The following is a 15104-nucleotide window of genomic DNA, read 5'->3' on the forward strand; positions in this document are numbered from 1 at the left end:
GCCGGCAGTCGTTGTTGACCAGCGTTGCCGCCCGTAGGAAGAGAGTGCTCGCTAGTTGCCCGCCGGACCGCCGCTCGTGACGTTGAGCCTGGCATGCGGCGGGTCGGCAGGTCTGTATCCGGTACTCAGTTCGCGGCGCAGCGCGACGCGATCCAGTGCCTTTTCCCAGTTCGCCACCACGATCGTCGCAAGGCTATTGCCGATGATGTTGGTGAACACGAATGCGCTCGAGAGTGCTTTGTGAATGCCGAGAATCAGCGCAATCGATTCGACCGGAATCGTGTTGGATGCGGCGAGCGTCGCGGCCAGCACCGCGATCGCCGCACCGGATACGCCTGCGGCGCCCTTCGACGTCAGCAGCAACACGGCAAGCAGCACCAGCTGGTCGTGCCAGTTCATCGGCGTGTTGGTGGCCTGGGCGAGAAACACCGCAGCCGCGGCGAAATAGAGGCACGTGCCGTCGTGATTGAACGTATAGGCGGTCGGCAGTACCAGACCGACCACCGATTTCTCGCAACCGAGCCTTTCGAGCTTGTCGATCAGTTGCGGGAAAACGGTTTCCGATGAACTCGTGCCGATGACCAGCAGCAACTCCGCGCCGATGTAGCGCATCAGGCGAAACAGGCTGACGCCGTTGAGTTTCGCAATCGGCCAGAGGATCAGCAGAATGAAAAGCGCGCAGGTCAGGTAAAACTCGAGCACGAGCTTGCCGAGCGAAAGTAGCGTGCCGAAGCCGAACTTGCTCACCGTGAACGCGATCGCGCCGAATGCCGCGAGCGGCGCAATTTTCATCGTGAGACCGATGATCCAGAACAGCGAGCCGGACACCGAGTCGATCAGGTCCATCGCCGGCCGCGCACGCTCGCCGATCGCGGCGAGCCCGAACGCAAATAGCACGGAAAAGAACAACACTTGCAGCACGTCGCCGCCGGCGAACGCGCTGATCGCGGTGTGCGGAATCACATTGAGCAGGAACTCGCTCGTCGTAACCACGTGATGTGCTTGAGCGACGTATGAGTCGACCACGGCGGAATGCACACTGTGCATATCGACGTTCATGCCGACGCCAGGCTTGAGCAGGTTAATGACGACGAGTCCCAGCACCAACGCGAGCGAGGTGACGACTTCGAAATAGAACAGTGCCTTGATGGCCACGCGCCCGACTTTCCTGAAGTCGCTGACGCCCGCGATACCGCTGCATACGGTGCAAAAGATAATTGGCCCGATCAGCATCTGGATGATGCGGATAAAGGCGTCGCCGACCGGTTGCAGGTTGATGCCGAACTTCGGAAAGAAGTAACCGGTGGCGACACCCAGCGCCATGCCGGCCAGCACCTGAATCGACAGGTCGCGATAGAACGGCACGCGTGACCTCGGTTTCGGTGGCGTGGACTTGCCAGGCAAGCTCATGGTGTCTCCTTGTCAAGCAGTGGCGAACTCGGGTTCGCTCAGAGTGATCAAACGAACAGATAGGGCGTCAACGCGCGGCTTCACCGAGAACGGCCAGACTGTCAGCGAAAATTTCATCGACGCTCAGCATGCGCGGCAGCAACTGCTGCTGCTCGCAGAACGCGATCGTTTCCGCGAGCGGCCCGCGCAGCGCTTCGTAACCGAACAGCAGTTTGTTCGGCTTGCCAGCGTTCTCCGCGGCGACCGCGGCCTTGCCGCGGCACAGCAGGTCGTAGACCGCGCGCATCGCCTGAGGATGCGAATCGGCCAATGCCTTCGTGACCACGACGACGTGATTGATCGGAACGTACTGGTGCTGCGCATACCACGCGCGGTCCGCGGCAGCCGCGTCGCCGATCAGTGCTTCGAGCCCCGGTTCATCCGGCAGGTCGTTGCCGAGAATCGCGGCATCGAGCTCGCCGGCGCGAAGCATCGGCAGCAGTTGCTTGCCGGGCTCGGCGCGGCGCACGAAAGGCGGGTCGCGATATTCGTCCAGATGCGAGCCGTCGATCGTGACCCAGTCGATCTCGTCGAGTCGGACACCGTAGGTCTGCGCAAGAATCGCGCGTACCCACATACCGGTCGTCTGCGTGTAAGCGCGTACGCCGACTTTCTTGCCCGCGAGACTGCCGGTATCGAGTCGGCCGCGCGCGGCGTTGTAAATGATGCAGCGTTGCTGGAAGCGCGCGGCCACGACCGCCGGCAACAGCACGACCGGCTTGTCGTACGCCTTCGCCTGAAGATAGGTGACGATCGCCATTTCGCTGACGTCGTACGCCTGGCGGCGCGCCATCGGGGCGAACGCGCGGTGAATCGGCTCGACGTCTTCGAATACGAGCTCAACGGCCGGGTCGGTTAACTCGCCGGCCTTCAGAGCTTGCGTGTGCGGATAGGTTTTAAGCGCGGTTTTGAGGCGCAGCGGTTGGGTGGGCGTGGTCACGTCGGGTTCCTGTGTCGTTCGGGCGCAATGATTAGCCGACTTATCAAGCGCGCAGCGTCGGATAAATCGTGCGCGCGGTGCCGCCGAAAATGGCTTCGCGTGCATCGGCGGGTAGCGTCGACAGGCTCTCGCGCGCATCGGCGAACAGTTGCGGCAGCGTGCCTTCGGCAGCGGGGAAATTGGAGCCCCACGCGATACGGTGCGCGCCGAATGCGTCCAGCACGCGCGGGAAGAACGCGGCGGGTGTCGACGCACCCCGAGCGGCTTCCGCGATCGTACGGTTCGTCAACTTCAGATACACGCCCTCGTGCGACGCGAGGCTGAACAGCGGCGCGGCTGCTTCGTACGGCGGCCCGCCGGCGAGTTCCGGACGCGCGAGGTGATCGAGCAACACGCGGATGCCAGGAAAGCGCGCGAGCATGTTCAGCAGCGCCGGGATGCCTTGCGCGGTCATCTGCAGGCAGATCGACACCTTGTGGCGCTGCGCGTATTCCCACACCGGGAACGAGCGCTCGTCGTCGAGCCAGCCGGCCTGGCCCGGCATCGTGCTGCCGGTCGTGAACAGGCGCAGCCCGGAAAGTCCGGCGTCCAGCCAACGCTGCATCTGCGTGAGCGCGTCGCCTGCCAGCACGTCGATCGAAAACACGCCGGCGAACCGGTCGGGATGGCTGCGCACCGCTTCGACCACATAACTATTGTCGTGGCCATATACCGTCGAAGCCTGCACCACCACCGCGCGATCGATGCCGGCTTCGTCGAGCGACGCGAGCAGGCCTTCGAAGCTGACCGGGCGCTTCGCCGACCATTCCGACTGGTGGCCGCCGACCGGTGCGAGCGGATAACGCTGCTGGTCAGCGGAAATTGCGTGAGTATGGGTGTCGACAACGACGGACATAACGTGCTCCTGAATAAAAGTTTTTCTGATCGGATACGCGTTACTGTACGTGCCGTATGGCCGAAGCCCTCAATATGAAGTACGCTTCACGGCATAAGTTTTGGTTAAGCTTAGGGTTTAACATGAGCAATCGGGAGGCTGGATGAGCGAAGCCGGGCACGCATCGTCGGACGATGACCTCGCGCGATTGAGACGGCTGTTTCTGTTCGACGCCGTCTGCGAAGCGGGCGGCATCGGGCAGGCCGCGCTTCGCGCGGGGCGCACGCAACCCGCGGTGAGCCTCGCGATCAGCAAGCTCGAGGCGAGCTTCGGCGGGCAACTGTTCGAGCGCGGCTTCGGCGGCAGCGAGCTGACCGAAGAGGGCGTGATCCTGCACCGGCGCGTTCGCCGCATGCTCGATCAGATGGAGCGCGCGGTCGCGAACCTGACCGGTCAGACGACGCCCGGCGCGGCGAACGCAGCCACGATCTGCCGGCATCTGACCGATGCGCAGGTGCGTTGCCACATCGCCATTGCAAACACCGGCTCGGCCGCGCAGGCGGCCCACGCGCTGGGTATTTCGCAGCCCGCCGTGCATCGCGCCGCGCGGCAGATCGAGCAGAACGTCGGCGTGTCGCTGTATCGGCGGCGTGTGCACAGTGTGTCGGCGAACCCCGCGGGCATCGAGTTCGCGCGCTGCCTGAGTCTCGCGCTGTACGAGATCGCGCAGGCGAGCGAGGACCTGGCATACGCGCGCGGGCAACTGACCGGACGGTTGGCGCTCGGCGTGTTGCCGCTGCTGCCGCCGCGTCTCGTCGCGCGCGCCATTCAGCGTCTGCGCGCGCGCTATCCGGCGGCGCGCATCACCGTCGACGAAAGCTCTCACGCGAGTCTGTTGAGCGCGCTGCGAATGGGCACGATCGATATCATCATCGGCGGTTTGCGCGAGCCGCGTCTCACGGAATCCGTGCAGGAAACCGAACTGTTCAGCGATCCGTACGTGATCGCCGTGCGCAACGGGCATCGGCTGGCCCGCAAGAAAACCATCACCGCGCGCGACCTCGCTGATTACGACTGGGTCGTGCCGCAGCGCAAGGTGCCCCGACGCGCGGTGATCGATCAGATCTTCGCCCGCTTGCCGGTCAAGCCGCGGCTGGTCGTCGAAACGACTTCGCTGGCCATGATGACGGCGATGCTGATCGAAAGCGACTGCATCACGCTGCTGTCGCGCTCGCAGATTCTCGACGGCCACTCCGGAAGCGAGATGGTCGCGCTGGAACTGGAGACACCCGAGGCCAGCCGGGCGGTGGGATTTACCGTCCGGACCGACTGGCTGGGGACGGCGGTGCAACAGGCTTTTCTCGAGCATTTGCGGGAAGAATGCGAGCCTCCTCGCATTGGACCGTAGGTAGGGGCGCTGATTGATGGCGGGCACGGGGCCGCGAGAATCAGCGCTGTGACGGGGAGCAACGGCGACTCAGCGCATCGCGCCTTTCGTCTCCGGCATCAGCAGCACGACGCCGACATAAACGGCGCTGACGAGCGCGCTGACCACCGCCAGCGTGGCCGGCAGCAGACCCACCTGGGTCGCCAGCAGCGACACCAGCGTCGGCATCGAGCCGCCGATCGCGAAGCCGATATTCCACGAGATCGCGGTGCCGCTGGAACGGATTTCCGTCGGGAAGCGCTCGTTCAGCACGATCACCAGCGGTGCGTAACAGAACGTGCCGATCGAGCTGAGCGCAATCGTGTAGACGGCGATCACGCCGATCGCATGCGCGTGACTGAGCCCGAGATAGAGCAACGGAATCGATACGAACGAAATGCCGCCATACAGCAGCATGCCGCGACGCCGGCCGATGCGGTCGGTCAGCGCGCCGGACAGCACGGACGAGACGCTCACGCACACCGCCGACGCACTCAGGATCAGCCCTAGCGTCGTATGTGGCACGTTGTTGACGATCTTCAGAAAGGTCGGCAAATAACCGGAGGTCAGGTACGACAGTCCGCCGCCCGTGAGCGTCAACAGCACGCAACTGAGCGTGATGCCGGCGAAGCCGCCACGCAGCGCGCTAATCTGCTTGCCCCGTGCCGAAGGCTGCGCGTGCTGCTTCGCCGCGAGCGCGAGCCACAGTGGCGATTCCTGCAGACGCTTGAAGACGAACAGGCCGAGCAGTGAGCTCGCGAGACCCGAGAAGAACATGATGCGCCATCCCCAGACCGTGAAAGCCGGTCCGGGAATGAGCGCGCTCACCACCACGAAGATCAGCGACGCGAACAGTTTGCCGACGCCGGAGCCGCCGCCGCAGATGATGCCCGACGCGAGCCCCCGGTATTGCGGATCGATCGACTCGGTGCCGAGCGTGTGCGTGGCGGCAACCATCCCGCCCATATACACGCCTTGCACGAGGCGCAGCAGCAGGAATAGCGCGGGAGCAACGATGCCGATCGTCTGATACGTCGGAATCGTGCCCATCAGCGCGGTCGAGATGCCGACGCCCATCGACGCGACGACCAGCGTCTTCTTGCGGCCATGGCGATCGGAGTAGCGGCCGAACAGATAGCCGCCGAACGGACGCATGAACAGCGTCACGGTGAACGCGCCATACACCGCGGCCAGCGACAGCATCTGATTCGACGAGTCGAAGAACACGTGCGCCAGTATCGGCGCCACGTACAGCAGGATAAACAGATCAAACAGATCGAATGCCCAACCAAGGCAGGACATCGCGACCGCCTGAGCCTTCTGCCGTGGGGTGAGCACAAGGCCCGCGGCCTGAGAGGGCGGGGATTGCACGAGTAGGTCTCCTGTAATTATCGAATAGTAAGGTGAAGCATCACGAAGCCGTGCCGTAGTTTCAGGCCTCCTCGGGCCAGTACAGCCGCATCGGATTGGCGACCAGCAGTCTACGCTGCAGGTCGGCGCTCGGCGCAATGTGAGGAATGAAGTCCACCAGCAGGCCGTCGTCGGGCATGTGGCGCGTCAGATTCGGATGCGGCCAGTCGGTGCCCCACAGCACGCGGTCCGGAAAGCTCTCGACGATATGACGGGCGAACGGCACGACGTCGCGATAGGCCGCGCGTTCGCCGTGCAACCCCGCGGGGCCGCTCGTCGACAGGCGCTCCGGGCAGGTCACCTTCGACCACACGTTCGGGTTCTCGCGCATGAAGCGCAGGAACAGCTGGAATTCGGGGCCATCCACCGGCTTCGTCACATCCGGGCGGCCCATATGATCGACGACCAAGGTGGTCGGCAGCGACGTGAAGAAGTCCCACAACTCGGGGAGATCCACCGCTTCGAAGTAAATCACCACATGCCAGCCGAGCGGCGCGATGCGGTGCGCGATCTCCATCATTTCGTCGGGCGCCGTGAAATCGACCAGCCGCTTCACGTAGTTGAAGCGCACGCCGCGCACGCCGGCCGCGTGCAGGTCCTGCAGCGCTGCATCCGTGATGTCGCGGCTGAGCGAGGCCACGCCGCGCGCGCGGCCGTCCGAGTGCCTGAGTGCATCGACGAGCGCGCTGTTGTCGGTGCCGTGGCAGGTCGCCTGAACGATCACATTGCGCGCGAAGCCGAGATGATCGCGCAGCGCAAACAACTGTTCCTTCGTTGCGTCGCACGGTGTGTATTTGCGCTGCGGTGCGTACGGGAACCGCTCGCCGGGGCCGAACACGTGACAATGCGCGTCGACGGCGCCCTGCGGCAGCGCGAACGCCGGTTTGCTCGGGGCTTCGAACCAGTCGAGCCAACCCGGGGTTTTCATGAACGGTCCTGTTACTGCTCGGGAAAGTGTGCTGGACATGCGTGGCCTCCCGTTCAATCGATGTAGCTGAGGTGGACCTGGTGCCGCGGCGCACGCGTGCCATTGATAGCCTGCGTGGCGCGCTCACTTGTTCCGCTGACGGATCGTTCATCGGCAAACGCTGGCGCGATGCATTGAATCCTGCGAAATACGACTTCGGATGCGAACAATTTATTTCCTCTTCTTGCGGGGGCCGCGTGAAGACGCGGATTAATTCGGTTGGTGACGGGTTTCACAGCCGTTGTCTTGACGTGCGGTTCTCAGCCGCTGTAGCACGCTTCACAGCGCGCCCGGTTCGTCAGGCTGCATCCAATCCGTGGCGGCGTTTGAGATCGTCTAGCGCGGGCGAGCGGACGAAGGCGAGCAGCGCGCTGGCCTGCGGCGGGTTGCACGCCGCAACGCATAGCGCGGCGGAAAACGTCGTGACGATTTCGCAGGCAGGCGGCATCGTGGCGAGCACGTCGACACCAGGCAGATTCATCAGCTCGCTGAGCTGCTGGAAACCCAGCTCGGCGGTTCCATCTGCGACGAGCTGGCCAACCGGTACGCCCGGCGGCGCCTGCACGATGCGCGCGGCAATCGCATCGGCAATTCCCCAGCGTGCGAAGAGCGCCATCAGCGAGGTGCCACTGGGTCCGGTCGAATAGCCGATGCTGCGTGCGGCAAGCACCGCATCACGCAACGCGTGTTCGTCGTGGATTTCGGGGTGCGGTGCATCGGTGCGTACCGCGACGGCAACGCGCGATCGAACGAAATCCGTCTTGCTGTCAGCCACCACGTGGCCATCGGCGATCAGCGCGTCGATCGCGTCGCTCGCCAGCGCGACCACTTCGAACGCTTCACCGGCGCGCACGCGTCTGGCGGCATCGACGCCGCCGACCGATTCGAACTGCACGTTCACACCGTGTTCCTCGCGGTACAGCCCGGCGATATCAGTCAGCAGCAGGCGGGTAGCCATCGACGAGATTGCGCGCAGCGTCACGCGGGAATGAAAGGGGGAGGCAGACTTTTGCATGGCCTGATTCTGACCATCCAGCGTTGCGCTGCCTAGTACCTCGAACGCACTAGCTGTTATAACAATTTGTTATGGGCGAGAATTTCCCTCAGCAGCCTTGAAGTCTGACGAATCAGCGGCGTGACCGGCCGATGGGATGACACTGCCAGACATAGCGTGCTGGTGAGCAGCGGGTCTTTGAACGGCGACAACGTAAAGGCCCCCGGCCGATCCGATGCGGCCAGTGCTGTCTGTGTGAGGACCGCGTGGCCGTAGCCCGCGTGAACCAGATCGAGAATCGACGGAACGCTCGATATTTCCAGCGCGATATTCAGTTTTACGCCGGCCATCGCTGCCTGCGTGTCGAGAAGCCGGCGCATCGCGTGCGTGCGTTCGGGGAGAATCAGCGGATAATCGGCGACCCGCGCAAACGGCAGAGACTTTGCCTTCGCGCCGCTGCGCGTCGCGCGGCTCACCAGACCGAGCGCCTCGTCGGCCACCGGCGTGATCTCGATGGCCGCATTGGGCTCCGGTCTATGCACGAGGCTCAGATCGATCCGGCCCATCGCAATCCATTCGACCAGATGGGTGGAGAGCCCCTCGACGATCGCGATCGACGCCGCGGGAAACTCGCTGCGAAACGTATCGACGAGAAGCGGCGTCAGACGCCGGATCATGCTCGGCGGCAGACCTAGCACGATGCGCCCGGACGGCTCGTCGCGCGCGGCTTCGATATCTTCCGCGACGCTCGTGACGAGCTGAAGAACACCGACGCCATGATCGAAAAGACGCTTGCCGATTTCGGTCAGCACGACACCGCGACCGTTACGGATCAGCAGCGTGGTGCGCAGATCGGTCTCAAGCAGCCGCACCTGGCGCGACAGCGCCGGTTGGGTCATGTTCAGTTGCAGTGCCGCTTTGCCGAAGCTGCCGAGCTCGGCGACGCGGACGAAGTATTCCAGCTGCTTGAGGTTCATAGGGTTCGCCGGTATTGAAGCCGTGGGGTTGCACGGACCGTCGATTATCGACGACACGCCGGGAATCTGCTGGGGGAGCGAATGACTGGCCGCCTTCGAAGCGGCGGGTAGCGCGCATCGGCGAGTCTTTCTCAATCACACGGGTGCCGAGTCGCGGTGAAGCCGGGCATGCCAATACTGTGTACCGCGTAATGGCGTTTCTCGCGCTTGCCGCCCGCGCGACGACGGTGATACTGCCGCAGTTGGAGGTGGCCAACGATATTGGCGCGATCGACCAGTGGCACTGTACCTGGCTCACGGCAGTCCCGCCGATGAACGAATCCGCGCGTGCATAGCAGCCGGCCGTGTGTGTCGCAGACGCGAATGCATCGGAGGCGGCTCGCCGCGTCGTCGATGACGGTCTTTCTAAAGCAAAAATGGCCCGATCGGCGTAAGCCGAACGGGCCATTTTGTCAGGCCGGCCATCTTGCTCGTCGTCACTCCCTGATGTGGTAGAAGTGGAGACCGTTCGCTCGCGCTCGCGACCGGTTCCACCGCGTCATACTGCTTCCATTCGAGCCATCAGTAATGCACGACAGTGCGGATCGACTTGCCTTCATGCATCAGATCGAACGCTTCGTTGATGCCGGTGAGGGGTTTCGTGTGAGTCACGAACGGCGCGAGCTGGATCTTGCCCGCCATCGCGTCTTCCACCATGCCCGGCAGTTGCGAGCGGCCTTTCACGCCGCCGAAGGCCGTACCTAGCCAGCGGCGGCCGGTCACGAGCTGGAACGGCCGGGTGGAGATTTCCTGACCCGCGCCGGCCACGCCGATCACAACGGATTGGCCCCAGCCACGATGCGCGCATTCGAGTGCCGCGCGCATCACGTTGACGTTGCCGATGCATTCGAAGCTGTGATCCACGCCCCAGCCGGTCATCTCGACAATCACCTGCTGGATCGGCTTCTGATGATCCTTCGGATTGATGCAGTCGGTAGCGCCGAAAGCACGTGCAAGATCGAACTTACCCGGATTGGTGTCGACGGCGATGATGCGGCTCGCCTTCGCGAGCTTCGCGCCCTGAATCACCGCGAGCCCGATACCGCCCAGCCCGAAAACCGCAACCGTATCGCCTTCCTGCACCTTGGCCGTGTTCTTAACCGCGCCGAGGCCCGTGGTCACGCCGCAGCCGAGCAGGCACACCTGCTCGGGGTCGGCTTGCGGGTTGATCCTGGCGAGCGACACTTCGGCCACCACGGTGTACTCGCTGAACGTCGAGCAGCCCATGTAGTGATAGATCGGCTGGCCGTTGTAGCTGAAGCGGGTGGTGCCGTCGGGCATCACGCCTTTGCCCTGGGTCGCGCGCACCGCTACGCACAGATTGGTCTTGCCGCTCTTGCAGAACAGGCACTCGCCGCATTCGGCGGTGTAGAGCGGAATCACGTGATCGCCGGGCTTGACGCTCGTCACGCCTTCACCTACTTCCACGACGATACCGGCGCCTTCATGGCCGAGTACGGCAGGAAAGAGCCCTTCCGGATCTTCTCCGGAGAGCGTGAAGGCATCGGTGTGGCAGACGCCGGTGTGCGTGATCTTCACGAGCACCTCGCCCTTGCGGGGCGGTTCGACGTCGATTTCTACGATCTGAAGCGGCTTGCCCGCCTCGAATGCGACAGCGGCACGTGATTTCATGGTAGTTCCTGCGAAAAAAGTGTGATTGATCAGCTAAGCGCAAAGACACGCCGGCGCGAGCTAGCGCAAATAGGTGCGAACGAGCGATACCACATCGTCGATCGATCCAGACGGGGATTCCACGGTTTTGCCGAGCTGCGTGAATTCCTCGCGCAGATGACTTTCGAGCACGCCGGCCATGACCCCGTTGATGGCCCCGCGGATAGCGGCCAATTGCTGGAGCACGGGCGCGCAGTCAGCACCTTCTTCGAGTGCGCGCTCGAGTGCGTCCAGTTGACCACGCACTTTGCGCACTCTCGTCAGAACACGCTTCTTTTCTTCGGGGGTATGGGGCATGACGGCGCCGAGGTAGGGTACTGGAGGGGAGTATAGAACATTACTGCGGAGAGTACACGTGCTGCGTCGCCATGTTCGCTGCGACGCGACGTGCTGGCTCGTTAAGTGTTACGCACGATATCGTGTAGTTCCGGTTCGTCGCTAAAGCCACTGCCGGGATCTTGCCCGGCAAGTACGCGCTGATGCAACGGCCCGAGGTTGGTGTGGGACGTGCTTACTCGAGGTCCAACGCAGCGAGTGCCGACGGCGGGTCGTCCGTTGGCCGAAATCATTGCCCGGTTGACTGTTTTCGAATGCTGTTAAAGCGCTCCATCATCGCGCCTGCTCCGATAATCAGACAGGCACCGGCACGCGGGTGATATCGATATGGAGAGTCAAATGAATCAAGTCGTAGCGAACCCGGCGGAACGCGTGGGGCCGTCGTTTTCCGTCGACGGCATGCTGCGCGCTCGCCAGAAGACTCGCGAAGCCATCGCCCGGATCGCCGCGCAGGTTCATCCGGGGATGGTCGAGGAGGATGCGGTGGCGATGGCGAAGAAAACGATGTCCGATATGGGCCTCGCGTTGAGCTGGCACCCCACGCGTGTGCGTTTTGGCAGCAATACGATGAAGCCGATGAAGGTTCAATCTGCTGCTGGCGTCGCTTCGGCCGAACCGAGTCGCGAGCCACGCGCTCGGTATCAGCAACAGCCCCATCAGCAGGATCGGGACGGTCGCGAGTAGCGATGCCATCGCATGTGAAAGCAGGAACGCGCGGCTGATGGCCGGCAGTACTGGGCCAATCGACGCGATGCCGGGTCGAAGCCCCATTGCAACGACGACGATCGCGGCGATGAGCCATACCGGTTCTTTCGTGTCAGGTATGGTTGCTCGAATGATTTCGGCAGCGCGATCAGCCGCGATGGAATCGCTCGACACCGCATCGCTCGCGCCGCCCTCACGCATTGACACTTCCACGACGTTTTTCATATCCATTCCCGGCAACTGTATGACTGTGTCCGCGACGCGCGAGCTGATTGACGGCTACTGCCGCCAGCACGGTGTCGTACCGCGCGTTGCGATGCAAGCCGATTCGATCAGCGCGGTCATTGAACTCGTACGTCGCAGGACGCTTGCTACGTTGCTGCCGGCCGCGATCGCGGCGCAGGACAGCGAATTGCGTTTGCTGGAACTGAAGCCGGCAGTCCCGCAGCGAACTGCCGCGTTGTTACTGCGCCAAGGCGCTCATCGAAGTGCGGCAACGCGCGCATTCACCAAGCCTGCACTCGAGGAAGGGGCGATAGAGGCGGGCGCCGACCGGTCCCAGCCGGCGCCCTGATCCGTTTAAGCGCGCGTTGATGATGCTGCGCGTGGCGCTTATATTAGCTCGCACCCGCAGACGCGCTTTACTTCAGGCCGGCGTAGACCATCCTCGCGAACTGGTCGCCGTTGAACACGAAGTTGCCCCATTTGGCATCGAACGCGGCCGTCGGCCTGGCGGCAACGACCTCGTCGACGGATTTTCCCTGTTGCTTCAATGCCGCGACGTTATTGCGCACGCTGACCAGCATGTCGCGGAATTCGATCAGTTGAGCGCGATTGCCGACTGCGCCATGGCCAGGCACGACGATGGTGTGGTCGGTCGTGTAGGCCACGGCTTCGTTGGCCCACTTGATCGCGCCGTCGATACTGCCGCCGTCCTCGTTATCGATATACGGATAAATGCCGTTCCAGAAGGTATCGCCGAGCGCCAGCACATCCGCGTCCTTGAAATAGATCCACAGATCACCATCGGTATGACCACCGCCAAAATTCCGCACCTGGACCGTGGTTCCCGAAAAGGAAAAGGTCTTTTCCCGATCGACTAGCAGCGTCGGACGCGCCGCTGCGGGCACCGGCTGGAACGTCCAGTTCCATGCATCCACATGGGTGGTTTCGGTCAGGTGTTTCTGGGTATTCCTATGAGCAACGATGGTAGCGCCAGCTTCATGCATCCATGCGTTACCGTCGGTGTGGTCCCAGTGCCAATGCGTGTTGACCACGTATTTCAGCGGCGCGGGACTGATGTTGTCGAGTGCGGCTTGCAGTTTTGGCTGCGACTTGCTGATGCCGGCATCAACCAGAAATTTTCCGTCCTTCCCAGACAGTACGGTGATATTTCCACCGGAGCCCATTATCACGGTGATGTTGTCGCGCAGCGGCTGCACGACCAGATCCGCGTCGGCGCGCCGCAAATATCGCGCGCCCGCGCCGGTATGGAAATAGTCGTCCTGCGCAAGCTTGCTGCTTTGAGCGGGCTGCAAAGTCGACTCGGCAAGTGCGCTGTCGGAGAAAGACAGCATGCCCGATAAAAAGCAGACTGACGCAAATAATGCGGGCATCACCGCGTATCTTTTCGCGACCGCTGCTGATCTGAAAAGTGCATTCATTTTGCTGCCCCTTTGGTTACGCGACGTCAGCGTCGACATGCACAAAAGTATGGGCGAGAAAGCTAACGTCGAGATCAGACTGTGCGGACTATTGCTGCCAGACTGCGGTCGTTTGCTGCCATCGGGTCTGAGCGACGCGCAATTGGCGATCGGCCTGCGAGCCGCGGGGTACGCATAACGGAACGCCTGCAACGTTGCGGCGCGCGGCGGTCGCTGGCTGCCGCAACTTGCCGGCTGGTGAAATGGACGCGATAGCGAGGCCGCGTCCGCGCCAGCGGATGGTACATCGCGAATGTGCGTTTTTGGTTCTTTTGAATGAACCTGCGTCGGCGCAGAATGGCGCGCACCAATCAAGGAGTTCCATATGAATACCAGGCGCATTGCATTGCCTTTGCTGGCAGCCATCGGAATGACATTTGCCGGGGCATCGGTTGCCGCTGACAACCCGGGCGACAGCGTCAAGCCCAATTTTTCACATGTCATTCCGAACATTCCCGGCAAGTCTCTGATTGCCGTGGAAGTCTCGTATCCGCCGGGCGGTGCGTCGATGGCGCACCATCATGCTCATTCGGCGTTCATCTACGCGTACGTCGTGTCAGGCAGCGTGGTGAGCCAGGTGGAAGGGCAACCCGAGCACACGTACCATGCGGGCGAATCGTTCTATGAGGCACCGGGGGCTCACCATACGGTCAGCCGGAATGCGAGCCGGACAGAGCCGGCGAAACTGCTCGCTGTATTCGTCGTCAATACCGATGACAACGCGCTTACGACCTTCGATAAATAGGAGCCCGAGATGACGCAGCGATTGAACTACGAAAAAGCTTCGCCTGGCGGAATCGAAGCACTGGGACGTGTGTATGGCTACATCATGCAGTCCGGACTCGATGCGGTTCTGGTCGACCTGGTCTATCTGCGTGCGAGCCAGATCAATGGATGCGCGTATTGCATCGACATGCATACTCGCGATCTGATCAAGAAGGGCGTCGCGATCGACAAGATCGTGCTGGTTCCGGTATGGCAGGAGGCGGGCGCGCTTTTTAGCGATCGGGAAAAGGCCGCATTGGCCTGGGCCGAGTCGGTGACGCGAGTAGCACAGTCCGGCGTACCCGACGACGACTTTCAGGCAGCGAGGGCGGTATTCAGCGAAAAAGAACTGGCTGACCTGACGATTGCGATTGGCCTGATGAACGCGTACAACCGGTTGGCTATCAGCTTCCGCGCAACGCCCGAAGCCGCTCGTTGAAGCTACCGCGCTTTGACGGAGCGATGTGCGCCTGGAGATTCGAAGCGATCAGCTTGACTGAGCGTTGAGCATAGAGCCGGGGTTGTCCACGCACGGGCGGCATGCGCATTCTTACCGCCATGACGCCCCGAGCGAGTGGACAACCCGCAAACAACGAGCCTAAGCAGCTCGCTACGGCTGCGACGGCGGCAAATAGGTGATCTGCTGCTCGTCATACAGTGCATAGATCAGTTCGAGCATGCGACTGATATCGGCCGACTCGTCGAGCATGCGCATGCTCATGATGATCGGCGACACCAGATTCTCGTCGTCAAGGTCTTTGTACGCGACGTCGCCCCGCTGTAGCCCATACACGCTCGCTGGCACGATCGCAATGCCTTCGCCCGCGCCGACCAGACCGAGAGCGATC

Annotated in this window: 15 protein-coding genes and 1 pseudogene; 4 read left to right on the top strand and 12 right to left on the bottom strand. The window is 62.6% G+C overall.

The genetic code is table 11. The annotated features are described in order from the left end of the window. Positions 1 to 51: 51 nt before the first annotated feature. From dctA to VGH68_RS26090, 3 genes are all read right to left on the bottom strand, one after another. Complete coding sequence (gene dctA, locus VGH68_RS26080) at positions 52 to 1410, bottom strand: C4-dicarboxylate transporter DctA (RefSeq protein ID WP_331606601.1); 1359 nt, start codon at positions 1408 to 1410, stop codon at positions 52 to 54. Positions 1411 to 1477: 67 nt separating this feature from the next. Then, complete coding sequence (locus tag VGH68_RS26085) at positions 1478 to 2389, bottom strand: hypothetical protein (RefSeq protein WP_331606602.1); 912 nt, start codon at positions 2387 to 2389, stop codon at positions 1478 to 1480. Between the two features lie 43 nt (positions 2390 to 2432). After that, positions 2433 to 3284: an amidohydrolase family protein gene (locus VGH68_RS26090; RefSeq protein ID WP_331606603.1), complete on the bottom strand. Its 852-nt coding sequence runs from the start codon at positions 3282 to 3284 to the stop codon at positions 2433 to 2435. Positions 3285 to 3426: 142 nt separating this feature from the next. Between VGH68_RS26090 and VGH68_RS26095 the strand changes: the two genes are divergently transcribed. Beyond that, the gene (locus VGH68_RS26095) at positions 3427 to 4671 is read left to right on the top strand and encodes a LysR family transcriptional regulator (RefSeq protein ID WP_331606604.1); all 1245 of its coding nucleotides are present in this window, start codon (positions 3427 to 3429) and stop codon (positions 4669 to 4671) included. 69 nt (positions 4672 to 4740) lie between these two features. On the opposite strand, the gene VGH68_RS26100 is transcribed toward VGH68_RS26095, so the two are convergent. From VGH68_RS26100 to VGH68_RS30165, 7 genes are all read right to left on the bottom strand, one after another. After that, entirely contained in the window at positions 4741 to 5991 is a 1251-nt protein-coding gene (locus VGH68_RS26100; protein WP_331606605.1) for an MFS transporter, read from the bottom strand. Between the two features lie 130 nt (positions 5992 to 6121). After that, on the bottom strand, positions 6122 to 7027 hold the full coding sequence (locus tag VGH68_RS26105; protein ID WP_331606606.1) for an amidohydrolase family protein: 906 nt from the start codon (positions 7025 to 7027) through the stop codon (positions 6122 to 6124). 337 nt (positions 7028 to 7364) lie between these two features. Next, positions 7365 to 8081 (bottom strand): substrate-binding domain-containing protein, encoded by a 717-nt coding sequence (locus tag VGH68_RS26110; RefSeq protein WP_331606607.1) that lies wholly within the window; start codon positions 8079 to 8081, stop codon positions 7365 to 7367. Positions 8082 to 8137: 56 nt separating this feature from the next. Further along, a complete protein-coding gene (locus VGH68_RS26115; RefSeq protein WP_331606608.1) occupies positions 8138 to 9037 on the bottom strand; it encodes a LysR family transcriptional regulator in 900 nt (299 codons plus the stop codon). A 561-nt stretch (positions 9038 to 9598) separates the two neighbouring features. Beyond that, positions 9599 to 10708 (bottom strand): S-(hydroxymethyl)glutathione dehydrogenase/class III alcohol dehydrogenase, encoded by a 1110-nt coding sequence (locus tag VGH68_RS26120; RefSeq protein ID WP_331606609.1) that lies wholly within the window; start codon positions 10706 to 10708, stop codon positions 9599 to 9601. A 60-nt stretch (positions 10709 to 10768) separates the two neighbouring features. Next, positions 10769 to 11044, bottom strand: coding sequence for a formaldehyde-responsive transcriptional repressor FrmR (gene frmR, locus VGH68_RS26125; RefSeq protein ID WP_331606610.1), 276 nt, complete (start codon positions 11042 to 11044; stop codon positions 10769 to 10771). A 333-nt stretch (positions 11045 to 11377) separates the two neighbouring features. Continuing rightward, the gene (locus VGH68_RS30165; protein WP_414696993.1) at positions 11378 to 12013 is read right to left on the bottom strand and encodes a hypothetical protein; all 636 of its coding nucleotides are present in this window, start codon (positions 12011 to 12013) and stop codon (positions 11378 to 11380) included. A 19-nt stretch (positions 12014 to 12032) separates the two neighbouring features. On the opposite strand from VGH68_RS30165, the gene VGH68_RS26135 reads away from it, so the two are divergent. Continuing rightward, complete coding sequence (locus VGH68_RS26135) at positions 12033 to 12362, top strand: LysR substrate-binding domain-containing protein (protein WP_331606611.1); 330 nt, start codon at positions 12033 to 12035, stop codon at positions 12360 to 12362. A 67-nt stretch (positions 12363 to 12429) separates the two neighbouring features. Here the strand turns inward: VGH68_RS26135 and VGH68_RS26140 are convergent, their stop codons facing one another. Then, positions 12430 to 13833 (bottom strand): MBL fold metallo-hydrolase, encoded by a 1404-nt coding sequence (locus VGH68_RS26140; RefSeq protein WP_331606612.1) that lies wholly within the window; start codon positions 13831 to 13833, stop codon positions 12430 to 12432. On the opposite strand from VGH68_RS26140, the gene VGH68_RS26145 reads away from it, so the two are divergent. Then, positions 13817 to 14236 (top strand): cupin domain-containing protein, encoded by a 420-nt coding sequence (locus VGH68_RS26145; RefSeq protein ID WP_331606613.1) that lies wholly within the window; start codon positions 13817 to 13819, stop codon positions 14234 to 14236. The genes VGH68_RS26140 and VGH68_RS26145 overlap by 17 nt on opposite strands. A 9-nt stretch (positions 14237 to 14245) precedes the next feature. Then, positions 14246 to 14695 (top strand): carboxymuconolactone decarboxylase family protein, encoded by a 450-nt coding sequence (locus VGH68_RS26150; protein WP_331606614.1) that lies wholly within the window; start codon positions 14246 to 14248, stop codon positions 14693 to 14695. A gap of 171 nt (positions 14696 to 14866) precedes the next feature. Here VGH68_RS26150 and VGH68_RS26155 read toward each other — a convergent pair. Beyond that, positions 14867 to 15104: pseudogene (locus tag VGH68_RS26155) on the bottom strand (LysR family transcriptional regulator); the annotation flags it as partial.

This window comes from Paraburkholderia sp. (assembly GCF_036488505.1).
In the GTDB taxonomy this organism is placed as follows: Bacteria; Pseudomonadota; Gammaproteobacteria; order Burkholderiales; family Burkholderiaceae; genus Paraburkholderia.